Origin of the sequence: Streptococcus sp. 29887 (genome assembly GCF_032595075.1) — a bacterium.
GTDB classification, from domain to species: Bacteria; Bacillota; Bacilli; order Lactobacillales; family Streptococcaceae; genus Streptococcus; species Streptococcus iners.
The window spans coordinates 1,715,587-1,730,826 of sequence record NZ_CP118735.1 but is presented as its reverse complement, the minus strand read 5'-3'; the positions used below and the strand labels follow the sequence as shown (position 1 = coordinate 1,730,826).

Annotated in this window: 17 protein-coding genes; 16 read left to right on the top strand and 1 reads right to left on the bottom strand. The window is 44.9% G+C overall.

What is annotated here, in order from left to right; all coding sequences use genetic code 11:
* Positions 1 to 6 precede the first annotated feature (6 nt).
* The 6 genes from PW252_RS08400 (at position 7) to PW252_RS08375 (ending at position 4,899) form a co-directional block, all read left to right on the top strand.
* Complete coding sequence (locus PW252_RS08400) at positions 7 to 837, top strand: carbohydrate ABC transporter permease (protein WP_172010872.1); 831 nt, start codon at positions 7 to 9, stop codon at positions 835 to 837.
* Between the two features lie 29 nt (positions 838 to 866).
* On the top strand, positions 867 to 1,322 hold the full coding sequence (locus tag PW252_RS08395; protein WP_172049937.1) for a NanQ anomerase/TabA/YiaL family protein: 456 nt from the start codon (positions 867 to 869) through the stop codon (positions 1,320 to 1,322).
* 32 nt (positions 1,323 to 1,354) lie between these two features.
* Positions 1,355 to 2,014: a DUF624 domain-containing protein gene (locus PW252_RS08390; protein ID WP_248045188.1), complete on the top strand. Its 660-nt coding sequence runs from the start codon at positions 1,355 to 1,357 to the stop codon at positions 2,012 to 2,014.
* Entirely contained in the window at positions 2,011 to 2,931 is a 921-nt protein-coding gene (locus PW252_RS08385) for a dihydrodipicolinate synthase family protein (RefSeq protein ID WP_248051029.1), read from the top strand. Before PW252_RS08390 ends, PW252_RS08385 begins: the two co-directional genes overlap by 4 nt.
* Positions 2,932 to 2,940: 9 nt before the next feature.
* Positions 2,941 to 3,831, top strand: coding sequence for an ROK family protein (locus PW252_RS08380; RefSeq protein ID WP_248051027.1), 891 nt, complete (start codon positions 2,941 to 2,943; stop codon positions 3,829 to 3,831).
* Positions 3,832 to 3,930: 99 nt separating this feature from the next.
* Positions 3,931 to 4,899, top strand: coding sequence for an alpha/beta fold hydrolase (locus PW252_RS08375; RefSeq protein WP_172049933.1), 969 nt, complete (start codon positions 3,931 to 3,933; stop codon positions 4,897 to 4,899).
* A gap of 181 nt (positions 4,900 to 5,080) precedes the next feature.
* Here PW252_RS08375 and PW252_RS08370 read toward each other — a convergent pair whose 3' ends face one another.
* Positions 5,081 to 5,893: a MurR/RpiR family transcriptional regulator gene (locus tag PW252_RS08370; protein ID WP_172049932.1), complete on the bottom strand. Its 813-nt coding sequence runs from the start codon at positions 5,891 to 5,893 to the stop codon at positions 5,081 to 5,083.
* Positions 5,894 to 5,992: 99 nt separating this feature from the next.
* Between PW252_RS08370 and ybeY the strand changes: the two genes are divergently transcribed.
* From ybeY to smpB, 10 genes are all read left to right on the top strand, one after another.
* A complete protein-coding gene (gene ybeY, locus PW252_RS08365) occupies positions 5,993 to 6,490 on the top strand; it encodes an rRNA maturation RNase YbeY (protein WP_172049931.1) in 498 nt (165 codons plus the stop codon).
* Positions 6,471 to 6,872, top strand: coding sequence for a diacylglycerol kinase family protein (locus tag PW252_RS08360; protein WP_248045174.1), 402 nt, complete (start codon positions 6,471 to 6,473; stop codon positions 6,870 to 6,872). Before ybeY ends, PW252_RS08360 begins: the two co-directional genes overlap by 20 nt.
* 16 nt (positions 6,873 to 6,888) lie before the next feature.
* Positions 6,889 to 7,788, top strand: coding sequence for a GTPase Era (era, locus tag PW252_RS08355; protein WP_002935752.1), 900 nt, complete (start codon positions 6,889 to 6,891; stop codon positions 7,786 to 7,788).
* A 993-nt stretch (positions 7,789 to 8,781) separates the two neighbouring features.
* On the top strand, positions 8,782 to 9,609 hold the full coding sequence (gene mutM / locus PW252_RS08350) for a DNA-formamidopyrimidine glycosylase (protein ID WP_248051024.1): 828 nt from the start codon (positions 8,782 to 8,784) through the stop codon (positions 9,607 to 9,609).
* Positions 9,602 to 10,189, top strand: coding sequence for a dephospho-CoA kinase (gene coaE / locus PW252_RS08345; protein WP_248051021.1), 588 nt, complete (start codon positions 9,602 to 9,604; stop codon positions 10,187 to 10,189). Before mutM ends, coaE begins: the two co-directional genes overlap by 8 nt.
* A gap of 1 nt (position 10,190) precedes the next feature.
* On the top strand, positions 10,191 to 11,399 hold the full coding sequence (locus PW252_RS08340) for a multidrug efflux MFS transporter (RefSeq protein WP_248051019.1): 1,209 nt from the start codon (positions 10,191 to 10,193) through the stop codon (positions 11,397 to 11,399).
* Positions 11,396 to 11,545, top strand: a complete 150-nt coding sequence (rpmG, locus tag PW252_RS08335; protein WP_012775228.1) for a 50S ribosomal protein L33 — start codon at positions 11,396 to 11,398, stop codon at positions 11,543 to 11,545. The genes PW252_RS08340 and rpmG overlap by 4 nt, the downstream gene beginning before the upstream one ends.
* Positions 11,546 to 11,590: 45 nt before the next feature.
* A complete protein-coding gene (gene secG / locus PW252_RS08330) occupies positions 11,591 to 11,824 on the top strand; it encodes a preprotein translocase subunit SecG (protein ID WP_029943597.1) in 234 nt (77 codons plus the stop codon).
* 375 nt (positions 11,825 to 12,199) lie between these two features.
* Complete coding sequence (gene rnr / locus PW252_RS08325) at positions 12,200 to 14,569, top strand: ribonuclease R (RefSeq protein WP_248051017.1); 2,370 nt, start codon at positions 12,200 to 12,202, stop codon at positions 14,567 to 14,569.
* A 2-nt stretch (positions 14,570 to 14,571) separates the two neighbouring features.
* Positions 14,572 to 15,039, top strand: coding sequence for an SsrA-binding protein SmpB (gene smpB / locus PW252_RS08320; RefSeq protein ID WP_014637647.1), 468 nt, complete (start codon positions 14,572 to 14,574; stop codon positions 15,037 to 15,039).
* Positions 15,040 to 15,240 lie beyond the last annotated feature (201 nt).

Here is a 15,240-nt window from a genome sequence, read left to right as displayed (position 1 = left end):
GAAGCTATGAAAAAGAAAACCATTACACCCTTTGGTGTTATTTCAACGATTATCTTGCTCTTGTTGACCATCCTTTTCATATTCCCTTTCTATTGGATTATGACAGGTGCCTTTAAGTCACAACCTCATACAATTGTCATTCCGCCTCAGTGGTGGCCAACCCAGCCAACCATGGAAAACTTTACCAAGTTGACGGTTCAAAACCCAGCCTTGCAGTGGCTATGGAACTCAGTCTTTATCTCCTTGGCGACCATGATTTTGGTTTGTATGACCTCTTCTCTAGCTGGTTATGTCTTGGCTAAGAAACGGTTCTATGGACAGCGGATTTTGTTCTCAATCTTCATCGCTGCCATGGCTCTTCCTAAGCAGGTTGTGCTTGTGCCTCTGGTACGGATTATCAACTTTATGGGAATTCATGATACCTTAGCGGCGGTTATTCTACCCTTAGTTGGCTGGCCATTCGGGGTTTTCTTGATGAAGCAATTCTCAGAAAATATTCCGACAGAGCTCTTGGAATCTGCTAAGATTGATGGTTGTGGAGAAGTATCAACCTTCTGGAATGTTGCCTTTCCAATTGTCAAACCAGGTTTTGCAGCCTTGGCTATCTTTACCTTTATCAACTCTTGGAATGACTACTTCATGCAGTTGGTTATGTTGACTTCTCGTCAGAATTTGACTATTTCGCTAGGTGTTGCAACCATGCAGGCTGAAATGGCAACCAACTATGGTGTTATCATGGCGGGAGCTGCTATGGCTGCAGTGCCAATCGTTACTGTCTTCCTTGTCTTCCAAAAATCCTTTACTCAAGGTATCACCATGGGAGCGGTTAAAGGCTAAGAATTCGGATAGTTGGTGGAGAAAGATACATGATTTATGATCATATTGACAATTGTTCACAATATAAGGGACTACATCCCAATTTGGATCTTGCCTTGGCTGTTTTGGAAAAGGGTGATTTTCGCGAGCAGGGCCTAGGCAGGTATGAAATCGCTGGTCAGGCTGTCTATTACTTCCTTCAGGAAAATACTCTCTCTGAAGAGTTCAAGGAGGAATTTGAATACCATCGTTCCTACGCAGATATCCATTTTGTTATCAGTGGACAGGAACAAATTTCTTACGGTTGTCGTCTGGTTGGAGAAGATACTGGTTTTGATCCAGCAAGTGATATCGGTTTTGTTCCGAGTGAAAAATGGGTGGATTGCCTACTTGATGGGAATTACTTTGCCATTTTCCTACCTGGTGAGGTTCATCAGCCAAACCAATGGGCAGGTGGACAAAAGACTGTCCGCAAGTTTGTCATTAAAGTCTTACTAGACGATTAGTTCTCAACTAAAATAGAAAGGGGAAGGTGTAAATGAAAGGAAAGGGTGGTAGAACACTGGTTCAGTCCTTGTTTGATGTTAATCATCCAGCATGGCAACTGGTAGAAAAACTCTTTGATCTCATGCTCTTAAATGGCTTAACTGTTTTGGCAAGTCTTCCTCTTTTTACCTTGGGAATTGCCAAACTAGCCCTCCAAGCGAGTTTATGGGACATGAATGAAGAGGGGAAAGTAAAGGTCTGGTCGACCTACTGGGGTCATTTTGGTCGCCAGTGGAAACAGGGTTTTGTCTTGTCACTGGTAGAAATAGGGTTAACGACATTTTGCCTCTTGGATCTATATCTGATTTGGGGACAGGCTGGTATGGTATTTGACAGTTTTCGTGCAAGCTGTATTGCCATCCTGCTCTTTAGTCAGCTACTTTGGGTCTATATCTACCCGTTAGCCAGTCGATTTGATTTGCAGTTGAAAGACCTATTCCTAAAAGGAATTTTATGCCTGGGGAATATGTTGTCCTTGACCGCTATGGTTGGTCTGGTCTTTCTACTTGTAGCTGCTATCCTCTTTTATTCAGACCTGACATTTTTAATCGGTCTGGTTTGTCTGCTATTTTTTGCCTACGCTGGCCTATCCTTTCTATTCATTAGAGAATTTGGGTCAAGAATAAAAACAGTTAAAAAGGAATTAGAATGAAAGATTTATCGAAATATCATGGAATTATCCCAGCCTTCTATGCCTGTTATGACGAGGCTGGTGAGATTAGTTCAGAACGTGTAAAAGCCTTGGTTCAGTATTTCATTGACAAGGGTGTTCAAGGGCTATATGTCAATGGTTCGTCTGGTGAATGTATTTACCAAAGTGTAGAAGACCGCAAGCAAATTCTTGAAGCGGTCATGGAAGTTGCCAAGGGCAAATTGACCATCATCAACCATGTGGCCTGCAACAATTTGAAGGACAGTGTGGAGCTAGCTCGTCATTCGGAAGAATTGGGTGTTGATGCTATTGCGGCTATCCCACCTATTTACTTCCGTTTGCCAGAGTACAGTATCGCTGCTTACTGGAACGGTATTAGTGCAGCTGCACCAAACACTGATTTCATTATCTACAATATTCCGCAACTGGCTGGTGTGTCCTTGACACCAAGTCTGTATAAGGAAATGCTGAAAAATCCACGCGTGGTTGGTGTGAAGAATTCCTCTATGCCAGTTCAGGATATTGATACCTTTGTAACCCTTGGTGGCGAAGACTATGTGGTCTTCAATGGTCCAGATGAGCAATTCTTAGGTGGTCGCCTCATGGGGGCGAAGGGAGGAATTGGGGGTACCTACGGTGCTATGCCAGAACTCTTCCTGCGTTTGAACCAATTGATTGCGGACAAGGACTTGGAAACCGCCCGTCAATTGCAGGCGACTATCAATACTATTATTGGTAAACTGGTATCCGGTCATGGTCATATGTACGCTGTCATCAAGGAAGTCATCCGTATCAATGATGGCTTGGATATTGGTTCTGTTCGTGAACCTCTGACAGCCTTGACGGAAGAAGACTTGAACATTGCCCAAGAAGCAGCTCAGGTCATTCGCGATGCTAAGGAAAGATTTGGTGCCTAGGAGGTGTCTATGAAAACCTATCTTGCTATTGATATTGGCGGAACTCAGATTAAATATGGTCGTCTGGATGAAACAGGTCAGATCCTGGAAAGTTATAAGATGGATACGGAAGCCTACAAGGGCGGCCCCCATATCCTAGCGACAGTCAAAAAACTTGTGGAAGATTTTCATGCCCAAGATGCCCTTTCAGGTGTAGCTATTTCATCAGCTGGGATGGTTGACCCTGACAAGGGAGAGATTTTCTACTCAGGACCACAAATTCCAAACTATGCTGGTACCCAGTTTAAGTCTGAAATTGAAACAACTTTCGGACTTCCTTGTGAGATTGAAAATGATGTAAACTGTGCGGGCCTAGCAGAAGGTATTTCAGGTGCTGGTCAGGGCAGTCAGATCTCCATTTGTTTGACCATTGGCACGGGCATTGGAGGTTGCTTGCTAGTGGATGGTCAAATCTTCCATGGCTTTAGTAATTCAGCCTGTGAGGTCGGCTATCTCCACCTTTCAGATGGGGCTTTCCAAGACCTGGCTTCAACGACGGCTCTTGTCCAAGAAGTGGCTCGTTTACATGATCAGGATCCAGCAGACTGGAACGGCTATAAGATTTTCCAGGAAGCCAAGGCAGGAGATGCTCACTGTATTGCTGCCATTGACCGAATGGTCAACTATCTTGGTCAAGGTATTGCCAATATCTGCTATGTAGCCAATCCAGAAGTGGTCATTCTTGGCGGTGGTATTATGGCGCAAAAAGAGTATCTTTATGAGAAAATCCAAGCAGCTCTTAAGGCAAACCTGGTTTCAAGTCTAGCAGACAAGACCAAGCTGGCCTTTGCTGAGCATGAGAATGCTGCTGGTATGCTGGGAGCCTTCTATCACTTCCAACAGAAGCAGGGGCTACTATAATATACGATAAGATGGAGAGCTTCCTTCCCTTTCTCTTCTCCTTTAGATTTGGAAGCTTTCCGTCTTTTTTCTAGTTGTAGAGAGGTTGAATGATGATTGATGATTGATAATATGACCTTGCAGGATATGCTGACCTATCGTGGTCGGCAGGAAATACCTGCAGATTTTGATGCTTTCTGGCAGAATGAAAAAAATCAGTTGACTGGTCTAGCAGACCATGTATTACTTGAAAAAGAATGTGGCTTGCCTCATGTAGCTTGCTACGAACTGACCTTTACGGGTACAAATGGCTCCAAGGTTTTTGCCAAGTGCCTCTTTCCAAAGAGTGAGCAAGCTGTTCCAGTCCTCTTTTATTTCCATGGTTACCAAGGTCAAGGCCCCGACTGGTCGGAGAACTTGAAATTTTTAGCAGCTGGTTATGGGGTAGTAGCTATGGATGTCCGTGGTCAGGCGGGGCGTTCTCAGGATTTGGGGCAATTTGATGGTCTTACTGTTAAGGGGCAGGTTATTCGAGGGATGCTTCAAGGACCAGACCACTTGTTTTATAAGGATGTCTATCTGGATGTCTATCAGCTGATTGAGATTATTGCCAGCTTGGACTTTGTTGACCAGAAGCGCCTGGTGTCTTACGGTGCCTCACAGGGAGGGGCCTTGGCCTTGGTGGCTGCTGCTCTCAGTCCCCACATCAGTAAAACGGTAGCCATCTATCCTTTCCTATCTGACTTTAAACGGGTCTTGGAACTTGGCAACAACAGTGAAGCCTACGACGAATTGTTTCGTTATTTCAAATTTTCAGATCCGTTTCATGAAAGGGAAGAGGAGGTTCTTCGAACCCTATCCTATATTGATGTAAAAAATCTGGCTCACTTGATTTCATGCCCGGTAGCTATGGTGACGGGCTTAGAAGATGGAGTTTGTCCTCCATCAACCCAATTTGCTATCTACAATCGACTGGAAGTTGAAAAAGAAATGAAAATCTTACCAGAATATGCCCACGATGCCATGCATGTAAAGGTTAATGACTATGTCTATGATTATTTAATCGGGACACGTTTTTTGGCTAACTAATTAAGAGGCTGGGCAAAAAGCCCAGCGCTACTTCTTAGAGTTCGTGTCAACATCTCAGCGCAGTGGTTGATTGGCGGATTTGTTCGTGTTTTACACTCCAAATCCAACCTAATCAACTGTGCGGGGGTGGGAAGACGAACTCTTTTTAGACCACTCGAGTTCTTTCCCACTCCCTTTCTGCTTATTCCTTGATGGTTTGTTTGAAAATACTTTCTTTTCTGTCCTTGTCGATGGATAAAAAATAGGCGTAGATAACATCAAGCATGATGAGGAGGGGAATTTGAGGGGAAATGCGGTTGCCATAGTTGAGATGGCGGACAGAGGCGACTGGAATGACTTGGTCAAAGGGGGATTGAGAAGGTGGCTTGGTGGTCAGAAGGGCAGTTGTGCTCCCTTTCTGAGCAGCCAAGTGTAAGTGTTCGATGACTTCTTCTGTCTGACCGGACAAGGAGAGTCCAATGACCAAGCAGGTCTGATCTAGGATATTGGTTGTCCAAATGAGGTTGTTTTTATCTGTAATGGCATCACAAACGACCCCCAGTCGCATAAAACGGGATTTGATTTCCATGGCCACTAAGCCAGAACTGCCTATACCATAGAAGTAGACACGTTTGCTACTGTCAATGAGCTTGGCAATTTCTTCCAATTTTTCTTCATCCACTAAATTGTTGGTGGCAGTCAAGATTTCTTCGTAGTCGATCAAGACTTTTTTCGTCAGGCTGCGCTGCAATTTCTCAAAATGCTTATCCAAATACTGCTGGTTATTTTGAAATGCGAAAACAAATTCCCTGTAGCCAGAAAATCCACATTTTTTAGCAAACCTGGTCAGAGCAGATGGGGAAATATGCAGGGTTTGGGTGGTGTTTTCAAGGCTAAGATCAGCACTGGCAGGGTCCAACTGGGTAAAGTAGCTGGCTATTTGCTTTTCAAGCCTTGTCATTTGGTCCAAATGAGCTTCGATAATTGCTGTAATATGTTTCGGTGTTTGTAACATTTTCCATTCCTTTGATAGCTTCTGAGGATATTATACCACTAAAAACTCCTCATTGATAGGTTTTGTGTTATAATGGAACTGTAAAGGGAACGTAGTGTTATGTATATTGAAATGATTGATGAAACAGGGCAGGTTCCTGCTCAAATGCAAGAGCAGATTACGGATTTGCTCCAGTTTGCTGCCGAAAAAATTGGCAAGCAGAATAAGGAAATGGCTGTGACCTTTGTGGACAATAAGCGTGTCCATGAAGTGAACTTGGAGTACCGTGGGATTGACCGTCCTACAGATGTCGTTAGCCTAGAGTATAAGCCAGAAAACGAGATTTTCTTCGACGAGGAAGACTTGCAGGACAATCCTGAATTGGCTGAGATGATGGAAGACTTCGATGCCTATATTGGTGAGTTGTATATTTCTATCGATAAGGCGCGTGAGCAAGCTGAAGATTACGGACACAGCTACGAGCGCGAAATGGGCTTTTTAGCTGTACACGGTTTTCTGCATATCAATGGCTATGACCATTATAGACCAGAAGATGAGGCAGAAATGTTTGGTTTACAAGAAGAAATTTTGACAGCTTATGGACTTACAAGAGAATAATTCAAAAAATCGTTGGAAAAATAGGGAGTTGATGGCCAGTTTGGACTTTGCTATGTCAGGTCTTTTGACGGCTTTCAAGGAAGAGCGCAACATGAAGAAGCATCTAGCTTCAGCTGTCCTGGTTGTGCTTGCGGGATTGATTTTTCAGGTATCTGTTACAGAATGGCTTTTCCTCTTGCTTAGTATCAGTCTGGTCATTGCTTTTGAAATCATGAACTCAGCTATCGAGAGTGTAGTGGATTTGGCGTCAGACTATCATTTCCATCTATTAGCCAAGAATGCAAAAGACATGGCAGCAGGAGCAGTCTTGTTTGTGTCAGGATTTGCCTTGTTGACAGGATTGATTATCTTTTTGCCGAAAATTTGGGACTTTATTTTTTAGAAATTAAGGAGAATACATGACATTTAAGTCAGGTTTTGTGGCGATTTTAGGTCGTCCAAACGTTGGGAAATCAACCTTTCTCAACTATGTAATGGGGCAGAAAATTGCCATCATGAGCGATAAGGCTCAAACAACCCGTAATAAGATTATGGGCATTTATACGACAGAGGAAGAGCAGATTGTCTTCATTGACACACCAGGAATTCACAAACCCAAGACGGCTTTAGGAGATTTTATGGTGGAATCTGCCTACAGCACCCTGCGTGAAGTGGACACGGTCCTCTTTATGGTGCCAGCCGATGAAAAACGAGGCAAGGGTGACGACATGATTATGGAGCGGCTCAAGCAGGCAAAAGTTCCAGTTATCCTCGTTGTTAACAAGATTGATAAGGTTCATCCAGACCAACTTTTGGAACAGATTGATGATTTCCGTCAACAGATGGACTTCAAGGAAATTGTGCCCATTTCTGCTACCCAAGGCAATAATGTCAATCGCTTGATGGAAATTCTAAAAGAAAATCTGGACGAAGGATTCCAATATTTCCCTGCGGACCAAATCACTGACCACCCAGAACGTTTCTTGGTGTCTGAGATGATTCGAGAGAAGGTCTTACACCTGACCCGTGAGGAAATTCCGCACTCTGTCGCCGTAGTCATCGAATCTATGAAACGCGATGAATTTACCGACAAGGTTCACATTCGTGCGACCATTATGGTGGAGCGTGATAGCCAGAAAGGCATCATCATCGGCAAGCAAGGAGCCATGCTCAAGAAAATTGGCTCCATGGCCCGTCGTGATATTGAATTGATGTTGGGCGACAAAGTCTTTCTCGAAACCTGGGTCAAGGTCAAGAAAAACTGGCGAGACAAAAAACTCGACCTCGCCGACTTTGGATATAATGAGAAAGAGTATTAAAAACGTCCGGGGGACGTGTTCGACGTTTCTCACATCATTCGACCATAATGATGTGAGAAACTAGTAAGTCGCCTAGGCAATTCTGCTGGGAATTGCCGTAAGTTGAGTAGCTTTTCAAAGCACTCAACTTTGGCGAGTTGAACCCAAGCCAAGAAATTGGAGAGCGAGGAAGGTTGGGGATAGGCTCTATGGACTATCTAAACTTGAGAATAATAGTGTGAGGGTAAGTATGGGAGAAAAGGAAGAAGACAATCAACTAGAGAAGAGGCTTGAATGGCTATCATTAGCTTATCTTATCAGTTTAATTGGGTTTCTTTTTATGGTTTATAACTGGATGGGAGGGTTCATAATTTGGATTAGTATTTACTTTCTAGGCCTTCCCTTACTTTACGTATGTTTACCATTTCTAGGATTGCTAATGTTTATGCGAAGAGGTAAAGTACGAATCGTACTGAGTTTTCTGACAAGTTTGACTCCGCTTTATTATTTGATACCTGCCCTGCAGTCGTTTCCATTCACTGTTCAAACTACTGCTGCAGGTCATATCGATTCAATTTCTGTTCCTTTAACGATAGGTATTCTTTTGAGTGCATCTATATTTTTATTGGTATCTATAATTTCTTTTTGGTATTGCTTAAGAGCTTATTGTTTGAAAGTCTGAATTACCTAAGAAAAGAGGCGAATGCCTTTTTTTCTTAAAATATTGAAGATGGCTCGATATTTTTTAACTGAATTCAATTAGAAAGGACGAGTGTTTGCGTACTTGAACCCGAGCTAAAAGCTCGGAAAATAGATAGAGCTTCTTGTGTGCAAGTCACACAGCGTCGCTCTCCTTTTATCTTGTTATCATTATTTAGAAAGGAAAGCCGATTAGGTGTTGGAATTGAACTCGCCTAGGCCTCTGTGAAAATCACAACCGTGACCTAGGTGTCGAAGCACCGTCGGTCAGGTTTCTATTTTTCTTTGAGTCGCTTAACGGCTTAGTATCTTAGTATGCCCGAATTACCTGAGGTTGAGACGGTTCGTCGTGGTTTGAAACGATTGGTCAAGGGAAAGGTCATCGAAAAGGTCAAGGTGACCTATGCCCCTATGATTAAGACTGGTGTGGATGTCTTCTGTCAGGACTTGCTTGGTCAGGAAATAGAGCATGTGGAACGCCGAGGGAAGTACCTGCTGTTGTACTTAACAGATTTTGTTTTGATTTCCCATTTACGCATGGAAGGTAAGTACAATTTCTTTCCAGACCAGGTGCCTGCCAACAAGCATTTTTATGCCTTTTTTACTTTTTCAGATGGCTCGACCTTGGTTTATCAGGATGTCCGCAAGTTTGGAACCATGGAGTTGTTGGGGAAGGCGGATGTGGATGCCTATTTTATCAGTCGAAAAATTGGTCCTGAGCCGACGGAGGAAGATTTTGTCCTAGAAGAATTTGCACTCAAGTTAGCTAAGTCGAACAAGCCCATTAAGTCACATCTTTTGGACCAGTCTTTAGTTGCTGGTTTGGGCAATATCTATGTCGATGAGGTTCTGTTTAGAGCACAAGTTCATCCTGCTCAAGCAAGTAATCAGTTATCGGCTGAGCAGGTGGCAGACCTTCGTCAAGCCACCATTGAAGTCCTGCAACTGGGTATCGAAAAAGGTGGCTCAACCATTCGGACCTATAAGAATGCCTTGGGCATGGATGGGACCATGCAGGATTATTTACAAGTTTACGGAAAGACAGGGCAGGCCTGTCCCCGTTGCCAGACAGAGATTGTAAAAATCCAGTTGGGCGGACGGGGGACGCATTTCTGTCCCAAGTGTCAGGTGAAAGATGGCTAAAGTTATCGGAATAACAGGGGGCATTGCCTCTGGAAAATCAACCGTTACAGCTTTTTTGAGAGAACAAGGTTATCCAGTCATCGATGCGGATGCGGTCGTGCATGAGTTGCAGGCCAAAGGTGGCAAGCTCTATCAGGTTTTGGTGAAAGAGTTTGGTCAAGACATCCTATCAGATGATGGAAATTTAGATAGGGTAAAGCTGGGTCAGGCTGTTTTTGCGGATAGCAAATTGCGGGCTCGTTTGTCTAATTTGCAGGACCAAATTATCAGGCAGGAGCTGTTAGACAGAAGGGATGCTCTCAAGCAGACGGAGCCAGTGGTTTTCATGGATATTCCCCTGCTCTACGAGGCGGATTATAGCGGGGAAGTGGATGAAGTCTGGCTGGTTTATGTCGATCGAGCGCAGCAGTTGGAACGGCTGATGAAGCGCAACGGTTATTCAGCTCAAGATGCGGAAAATCGTCTGGCTGCTCAGCTTTCTTTAGAGGAAAAACGGGACAAATCCCAAGTGGTGATTGATAATAGGGGAGCAGTGGAGGCGACCTTGATGCAGGTTGCTCGGCTTTTGGAGGAGTTATAGGATGGAAGAAGGTAGTAGTTACTGGCAGCGAAATATGAAAGTGGCCTGGCTAGGGAATTTTTTAGCTGGAGCTAGTTTTACCTTGGTCATGCCCTTTATCTCGGTCTTCGTGGAGGAGTTGGGAGTGGCTGCTGGTCAGGTGGAATATTATGCGGGGCTGGCGGTTTCTGCCAATGCCTTTGCGGCGGCGGTTATGGCTCCTATCTGGGGCAGTCTGGCAGATCGTTACGGTCGCAAGCCCATGATGGTGCGGGCGGCCTTTGCCATGATTTTTACCATGGGAGGCATGGCCTTTGTGCCTAATGTTTTTTGGCTGATTGTCCTACGGGTCTTGAACGGTGTCTTTACGGGTTATATTCCTAATGCGACGGCCTTGATTGCTAGTCAGGTGCCAAAGGACAAAACAGGCTATGCTCTGGGGACCTTGTCAACAGGGGCAGTAGCGGGAAACTTGATTGGGCCAACGCTAGGCGGTATTCTGGCGGAGATGTTTGGTGTCCACAATGTCTTTCTGCTGGTCGGACTGCTTTATGCTTTGGTCGTCGTGCTAACCGTTTTTTACATTCGTGAGGATTTTGTTCCTGTCAAGAAGGAGGATGCCCTGTCTATTCGACAAGTTTTTGAACAGGTCAAAGATAAGCAGATGTTGGTAGGGCTCTTTGTGACTTCTATGATTATCATCGCGGCTGCTCAGGCTGTGGTGCCGATTTTGACTCTTTATGTACGGCATTTGGGTCAGACGGATAATCTGCTCTTTGTAGCTGGTTTTATCATCTCTCTACCCGGTATGGCCTCCTTAGTGACTTCAGGATATTTAGGGAAGTTGGGGGATAAGATTGGCAACCACAGGCTCTTGCTGATGGCTCTGGCTTACAGCTTGCTAATCAACGTTCTCTGTGTCTTTGCTCAAAATCCTTTTCAGCTTGGACTTTTACGTTTCCTATATGGCTTTGGAACAGGAGCCCTCTTGCCTTCAGTCAATTCGCTCTTGACCAAGCTGACACCCAAAGAAGGGATTTCCAGGATTTTTTCTTATAACCAGATTTTTAACAATCTAGGTTCTGTTGTGGGGCCAATGATGGGGTCAGCGGTGGCTGCTCAACTGGGCTATGACTGGGTGTTTTACTTATCCAGTGGCCTGGTCTTATTCAATTTACTTTGGTCCTTGACCAATTTTAGAAATTACTTGAAAGTAAGGGATGTTTCGTGAGAGTTAAAATCAATTTGCAGTGTTCAGAATGTGGGAGTAAAAACTATTTAACCAGTAAGAATGCCAAAACCCATCCAGATAAGATTGAGGTTTTGAAATACTGTCCAAAAGAGAGAAAAGTAACCCTCCACCTTGAAACCAAATAGGTATTGTGGTATAATATGCTAAGTTATTGTAGAAAGTGAAATCATATGTATCAACTATTATTAACCATTCTTTTGATTTTATCTGTTATTTTGATTGCGGTGATTTTTATCCAACCAGCCAAGAACCAGTCGAGCAACGTCTTTGATTCAACGAGCGGAGCCTTGTTTGAGCGTACTAAGGCGCGTGGTTTTGAGGCTGTGATGCAACGTATTACGGCTATTCTGATTTTCTTATGGATGTTGGATGCGCTAGCACTTGTTATCATTTCAAGTAAATAGATAAATCAGACTGGGACTTGTTCTTGGTCTATTTTTTTGGGAGTGGGCCAGAACTCGACAAGTATAAAGAGTTCGTCTGCCCACCCCCGCATAAGTTGAATAGGTATGGTTCGGAGCGTTATTCGCGAACTATTGAGATTTGCTTTGCAAATCCTATCTCCCACCTCCAACAATCATTTGATTGTTGGAGCAATCAACCACTGCGTCTGGATATAACGCAAAATACAGTCTTTTAGTTTGCTTTTAGTACTAGGCAACGAGCTGCAGACTGTACTGAAGTACGACAAAGCGAGTTAACGCAGTAATAAAAGATAAACTAAAGGACTGAAAGAGAAATAGTGCTAGGTTTTTATCCTGCACTCTGGTAAATACAACATGAAAAACGATATTATAAACTATATTAAAGAAGTTGGTCCTGTGACCATGGATCAGCTAGCAGACCAGTTTGGTGCTAGCTCTGCCAAGAGCTTTACAGACTTGGTCAAGCTGGTTTCCAGTATGGAAGGTAGCCGTCAGCTTGTCTTTGACAATGCGGGTCGGATTGCTCTGCCAGTTCCAAAAGTGTCCAAAAACAAGGTAACCTTACAGGGTATTTTCCGTGCCCATAAGTCTGGTTTTGGCTTTGTGACCATTGATGAAGAGGAAGATGACCTCTTTGTCAGCCGTGACGATGTCAACTTCGCTATCGAGGGCGACCGAGTGGAAGTAGCCATTAAGAAAGTGGCGGACAGGCTCAAGGGGACAGCTGCCGAAGCGGAAGTCATTGATATTTTGGAACATAGTCTGAAAACAGCGGTGGGCTTGATTGTTTTTGACGAAGATAAGCCAGAGTATGCAGGCTACATCAAGTCTAAAAACCAGAAAATCGCTCAGAAGATTTACATCAAGGAGTCACCTCTGGTATTGACCGGGACGGAAATCCTCAAGGTTGACATTGAAGCCTATCCAAACAAGAAACGGGACCACTTTGTTGCGACCATTCGGGACGTGGTGGGCCACAAGGATGATGTGGGCATCGATGTCTTGGAAGTTTTGGAATCCATGGACATCGTGTCGGAATTCCCTGATGAAGTTTTGGCGGAGGCCAATCGGGTGCCAGAAAGTCCGTCTGAGAAGGACTTTGAAGGACGCTTGGACCTGCGAGATGAGATCATCTTTACTATCGACGGTGCGGATGCCAAGGACTTGGACGATGCGGTCCATATCAAGCAGCTCAAGAACGGCAATCTGGAGCTAGGTGTCCATATCGCTGATGTCAGCTACTATGTGACGGAAGGCTCAGCCTTGGACCAGGAAGCTGTCAAGCGTGGGACTTCTGTCTATGTGACCGACCGAGTGGTACCCATGCTGCCAGAACGCCTGTCAAACGGCATTTGTTCCCTCAATCCAAATGTGGACCGTCTAACCCAGTCGGCTATTATGGAAATTGACCGCAAGGGCAAGGTTGTCAAGCATTGGATTGGGCAAACGGTTATCAAAACCACCTTCCGTATGACCTATTCCGATGTCAATGACATGATTGCAGGTAACAAGGAAAAGCTTGCTACATACAAGGCAATCGTACCGAGTGTGGACCTTATGGTTAAGCTCCATGAAACCCTGGAAACCATGCGCTACAAGCGTGGGGCTCTCAACTTTGACACGACTGAAGCCAAAATCATCGTCAACAAGGACGGTCTGCCAGTCGATATCCAGCTGCGTCAGCGGGGCATTGCCGAGCGGATGATTGAGTCCTTCATGCTGGCTGCCAATGAGTGCGTTGCTGAGCATTTTGCCAAGCTGGACTTGCCTTTCATCTATCGGATCCACGAGGAGCCCAAGTCGGACAAGCTGCAGAAGTTCATCGACTATGCGACTAGCTTTGGTCTGACGGTCTATGGTACGGCCAGCTCTATCAGTCAGGACGCCCTTCAGGACCTCATGGAGAGGGTCAAGGATGAACCCTATGCGGATGTCCTCAACATGATGTTGCTGCGTTCCATGCAGCAGGCACGCTACTCGGAGCACAACCACGGTCACTACGGACTGGGTGCGGAGTTCTACACCCACTTCACCAGTCCTATCCGTCGCTATCCCGACCTGCTGGTTCACCGTATGGTACGGGAATATGGTCACAATCCTGCGGAAAAAGCAGAGCATTTTGAGCAGGTTATTCCTGAGCTTGCCAAGTCTTCGTCCAGTTTAGAACGCCGTGCCATTGAGGCAGAGCGGGAAGTCGAAGCCATGAAGAAGGCAGAGTTCATGCAAGAATTTGTTGGGCAAGAGTTTGACGGTGTCGTGTCTAGCGTGGTCAAGTTTGGGCTCTTTGTCGAGTTGCCAAATACAGTTGAAGGTCTGATCCATGTCACCAACCTTAACGAATACTACCAGTTCCACGAGCGGACTCTGACCTTGCAGGGTGAGAAATCTGGTCGGGTCTTCCGTGTCGGTCAGCCAATCCGTATCAAACTAACGCGGGCGGACAAGATGACAGGGGAAATCGATTTTGCCCACGTGCCGTCCGAGCTGGATATTGTCGAAAAGGCCTTGAAAGCCAAGCGGAGAACGGCTAGTCACTCCAACCGAGATCGTGATGATCGGTCAGGGCGAGGACGAGGTAAGCACCACAAACAAGAAGCTGCTGGTCGCGATAGCGGACGTCACAAGTCTGGGAAAGACCACAAGTCAAAAAGTGGTAAAAAAGACAAGAAAAAGAAACCATTTTACAAAGAAGTGGCTAAAAAGAACAAGAAGAAAAGGAGATAGGCATGGCCAAGGGTGAGGGCAATGTGATTGCGCAGAATAAAAAAGCCCGCCACGACTATACCATTGTCGATACAGTGGAGGCGGGGATGGTCCTAACGGGGACGGAGATTAAGTCTATTCGTGCGGGGCGGATCAACCTTAAGGACGGCTTTGCCCAGATCAAGCAGGGCGAGGCTTGGTTGGTCAATGTCCATATCGCTCCCTACGATGAGGGCAATATCTGGAACCAGGAGCCAACGCGGACCCGCAAGCTCCTCTTGCGGAAGAAACAAATCGAGTCCTTGGGCAATGAGGTCAAGGGAACAGGGATGACCCTGGTTCCCCTCAAGGTCTATATCAAGGACGGCTTTGCCAAGGTCTTGATTGGGCTTGCCAAAGGGAAGCACGACTACGACAAGCGAGAGTCCATCAAACGCCGTGAGCAAGACCGTGATATCAAACGGACCATGAAGGCGATTAATGCGAGATGAGTTTGGTGTGTTAGTATCCAATTCATTGAATAACAGTCATAAAAACGAATACAATAGTTCAAATATCAGAATGAACTACTGTGTTCGTTTTTATTATAGGAGGTCTATTCTAGGTTCATTTTATGTTTAGTGTTAAAAAGTAAAATTTTTTAAATTTTTGTAATTTAATTCTAATTTTTTTAATAGCCTTTAAACAACCAA